The 4,059-nt window shown below is 49.9% G+C and carries 3 protein-coding genes; all 3 read left to right on the top strand.

The annotated features are described in order from the left end of the window. Positions 1 to 47 precede the first annotated feature (47 nt). From dpaL to ABF463_RS04815, 3 genes are read left to right on the top strand one after another with little or no spacing between them, the layout of a single operon-like run. Positions 48 to 1,262 (top strand): diaminopropionate ammonia-lyase, encoded by a 1,215-nt coding sequence (gene dpaL / locus ABF463_RS04825; RefSeq protein WP_415532424.1) that lies wholly within the window; start codon positions 48 to 50, stop codon positions 1,260 to 1,262. Between the two features lie 4 nt (positions 1,263 to 1,266). Then, on the top strand, positions 1,267 to 2,856 hold the full coding sequence (locus tag ABF463_RS04820) for an N-acyl-D-amino-acid deacylase family protein (protein WP_415532423.1): 1,590 nt from the start codon (positions 1,267 to 1,269) through the stop codon (positions 2,854 to 2,856). A 28-nt stretch (positions 2,857 to 2,884) separates the two neighbouring features. Further along, positions 2,885 to 4,048 (top strand): YgeY family selenium metabolism-linked hydrolase, encoded by a 1,164-nt coding sequence (locus ABF463_RS04815; protein WP_415532422.1) that lies wholly within the window; start codon positions 2,885 to 2,887, stop codon positions 4,046 to 4,048. Positions 4,049 to 4,059: the final 11 nt, after the last annotated feature.

The raw sequence follows: 4,059 nt of genomic DNA, 5'->3' as shown, positions 1-4,059 counted from the left end.
CAGTCTGCACTATGACTACTACAAGCCAATGAAGGAAGGGAACTACAGTGAAATCAATCAAATGGATTTTAAACACCATAAAAGAGCAGGAAAACGGAGAATGCTCTTGTGTTATTTCTTTGCAATCGACCGAAAAAGCAAGACGGTTCCATCAAAGCTTTCCTGATTATAAGCCGACTCCTTTGATTTCTTTGAAAAGCCTGGCTCGGCATCTGGGCATTGGCACCATCTCTGTAAAGGATGAGTCCAAACGGTTTGGACTCAACGCGTTTAAAGTCCTTGGCGCAACTTACGCAATGGGAAATTATTTGGCCAAGCGTATGCGCACCTCAATTGATGAATTGCCGTTTTCACGTATGGTTTCCGATGAAACACGACAAAGAATCGGCAATGTTCTGTTTTACGCCGCTACGGATGGTAATCACGGAAGAGCCGTCGCTTGGACTGCCCAACAGCTAAAGCAGCCCGCAGTCATCTACATGCCCAAAGGCTCTTCCCAAAAACGACTGCAGAACATTCTGGAAACAGGCGCCAAGGCCAGTATCACCAACTTAAACTACGACGATGCCGTGCGGTTTGCCTCGCAGGAAGCAGAAAAGCACAATGGCATCATCATTCAAGACACCGCATGGAGTGGCTATCAGGAAATTCCAACCCACATCATGCAGGGTTACGCCACACTGGCAGCAGAGGCCATTGAACAAATGGACGCAAAACCCACCCATGTTTTTCTACAGGCAGGCGTAGGGTCTTTCGCGGGTGCGGTGCAAGGTTACCTCTACGCCCTATATGGCGACGACGCCCCTAAAGTTGTCATTATGGAAGCGGATGCAGCAGACTGCTACTATCGCTCAGCTGTAAAGGGAGACGGAACAATTGTTCCCGTCACAGGGGACCTACTGACACTGATGGCTGGACTGGCATGCGGCGAGCCCAACCCCATCGCATTTGAGTTAATTAAACGCTATAGCACGGCGTTTGTCTCCTGCCCCGACTGGGTTTCCGCTTACGGCATGCGTATCCTGGGCAACCCGCTTGCCGGCGATTCCCCGATTATATCGGGGGAGTCCGGTGCGGCTGGCGCCGGATTGCTGGTCTCCATTATGAAGCAGGGGGATCTTGCTGCGCTGCGTGAAAAGCTTGAACTTAACGCACAATCCCGCGTTTTGCTGATAAGCACGGAAGGTGACACCGATCCGGAAGGGTATCGGGACGTTGTATGGCGTGGAAAAGACCAGTATTCTATGCAAACAAAGGAGTAAACAGATGAAAACATTGTTGCAAAACGCTTTGATCATCGACGGTACCGGTGCCAAACGGTTTAAAGGCGAATTGCTGGTAGATGGATCATATATTGCGGCATTAGGGACGCACCTTGATTGTTCACCCGACCAACGCATAGATGCCCATGGGCAGGTCATTTGCCCCGGTTTTATCGACACGCACAGCCACACCGATCTCAAGATATTATCGAATCCCTATCCTTCCCCCAAATTGCGGCAAGGTATCACAACAGAAGTATATGGGCAGGATGGCGTATCAATGGCGCCGCTTCCGGAAAAATACATTGAGGATTGGAAGAAGAACCTGGCGGGACTTGACGGCTCGGACAACGGGATCGATTGGCATTATCGTAATACAGACGGCTATTTAAGCGCATTGGAAGCACGCCAGATTTCCATCAACGCCGCTTATCTTGTGCCGCATGGCAACATCCGTTTGGCTGTGATGGGCCTGACAGACCGGCAGCCCACCGCAGAAGAACTGCAAGCCATGAAAGAGCTGCTGCGCGAAGAACTGAAAGCCGGAGCGGTCGGCCTTTCAACCGGTCTGATCTACATACCCTGTGCATACAGCAAAACACAGGAGTTAATTGAGCTCTGCAAAACCGTGGCCGAATTTGACGGTGTCTTTGTTGTACATCAGCGCAGTGAAGCCGATGAAATCATCGACTCCATGAATGAAATCTTGAAAATTGCACGCGAGAGCGGTGTACGCACGCATTTTTCCCATTTCAAAGCCTGTGGAAAAAAGTCCTGGGGACACATCCCCCAAATGCTTAAACTGCTCGACCAGGCAAAGCAGGAAGGGCTGCGCATTTCTTTTGACCAATACCCATATGTTGCCGGAAGCACCTCGCTCAGCGTGTTGCTTCCCCCATGGGTACAAGTAGGCGGCGTAGATCAAATGCTCGCGCGCATTACGGATGAAAACACGGTTCGGCAAATCCAAAAAGATATTGACGCGGGAGGCCACGGCTGGGACAATTTCGTCGACTTCGCCGGCTGGGACCGTATCTTTATCACCTTTGTGGAATCGCAGAAAAACAAAGGACTCATTGGAAAAAATCTGATGGAAATTGCAGCCCTTTGGCAGACAGATCCACTTCATGCCACAGTCCGTATTTTAATTGAAGAAAACAACGCTGTCAGCATGGTGGACTTTTATGGACTTGAGGAACATGTGCAAACATTTCTGACCCGCCCTGAACAGAACGTTTGCACAGACGGAATCCTTTCAGGCACCCCACATCCACGTGTATATGGGACCTGTGCGCGTATCCTTGAAAAATATGTACGAAAGGAAAATGTGCTGACCTTGGAGGAAGCCGTTTATAAGCTAAGTTACAAAGGCGCGCGAGTAATCGGTCTTGCTGACAGAGGACGCTTAAAAACAGGAAATTTTGCAGATTTGGTCCTTTTCGACCCGAATACAATTGCAGAGACAGGAACATTCTCGGCACCATGCAGTCATCCTGAAGGAATAAAACTTGTTATGGTCAATGGTGTGACGGTATTCGATCAGGATGGAGAGCACCATGTGCCGGCAGGAATGGTCATCCGGAAAAAGGCCTAAAGGCCATGTTGAGGGAAAGGATTTTTAAATGAAAAAAACGGTTGCGGATATTTGTAAAGAATTGATTCGTATCCCCAGCATGTCGGGATGTGAAAAGGACATCGCTACTGACATCGGGGAACTTTTCCAGGCTCTTGGTTACGACGATGTCCAGTTTGATCGATATGGAAATGTAATCGGCTTTGTCAACGGCCGCGCACCGGGAAAAACGCTGCTGTTTGACGGACATATGGATACGGTGCCGGTTTTAGATGCAGAAAAGTGGGCGCATCCCCCCTTTGCAGCGGAAGAGCAGGACGGCAGTATTTATGGCCGCGGCGCCAGTGATATGAAAGGCGCATTGGGAGCAATGATTGCTGCCGGTGCGCGTTTGGCAAAAGACAGAGATTTCTCCGGGCGGGTGGCCGTTGCCGGTGTGGTACACGAGGAGTGTTTTGAAGGCGTCGCTTCACGTGAGATTTCTAAAAACGTACAGCCGGACTTTGTGGTCATCGGTGAAGCATCCAATCTCGAAATTGCTTGCGGGCAAAAAGGACGTGCAGAGATTTGTGTGGAAACATTCGGAAAATCCGCGCATTCCGCCAACCCGCAGATCGGCATCAATGCAGTGCTCTCTATGCAAAGACTGATTGCGGAAATCGAACGTATTCCGGTTACCCTCCATCCGAAAATGGGTGATGGAGTCCTGACGCTGACAGACATCAAATCATCACCGTATCCCGGCGCCTCGGTTGTGCCGGATTACTGCAAAGCAACCTATGACCGCCGGATCTTACCCGGAGAAACAAAGGATGAAATTCTCAAACCCATACGTGAAGTTATCCTTCGGCTTTCCTCACAGGATGCCGCCTTTCAGGCACAAGTATCAATCACCCACGGAGAGGAAACATGCTATACCGGTGCTCAGATTACCGGCGAACGGTTTTTCCCGGCCTGGATTCTGGATGAGCAGGATCCATATGTACAGCACGCTATGCAGGGTATCCAACGGGCCGGTATGGTGCCGCATGTTCATTATTACTCGTTCTGCACCAATGGCAGCCATTACGCGGGCGAAGCAAACATCAAAACGATTGGTTTTGGTCCAATGACTGAATCGATGGCGCATGTCCGGGATGAACGAATCGAGATCAAGCAATTACAGCAAGCCTCGGCGGCATATTTCGAAATTGCAAAATCTGTTCTGCAATAAAACAACAACTA

This window comes from Ethanoligenens sp., assembly GCF_047718355.1.
Classification (GTDB): domain Bacteria; phylum Bacillota; class Clostridia; order Oscillospirales; family Ethanoligenentaceae; genus Ethanoligenens.
Note: the sequence above shows the minus strand (reverse complement) of the source record. Positions and strands in the feature narration are given on the sequence as shown.

Excerpts from the sequence above, each read along its gene's own strand:
- ABF463_RS04815 (WP_415532422.1), top strand. The coding sequence starts at position 2,885 with ATGAAAAAAACGGTTGCGGATATTTGTAAAGAATTGATTCGTATCCCC.
- ABF463_RS04820 (WP_415532423.1), top strand. The coding sequence starts at position 1,267 with ATGAAAACATTGTTGCAAAACGCTTTGATCATCGACGGTACCGGTGCC.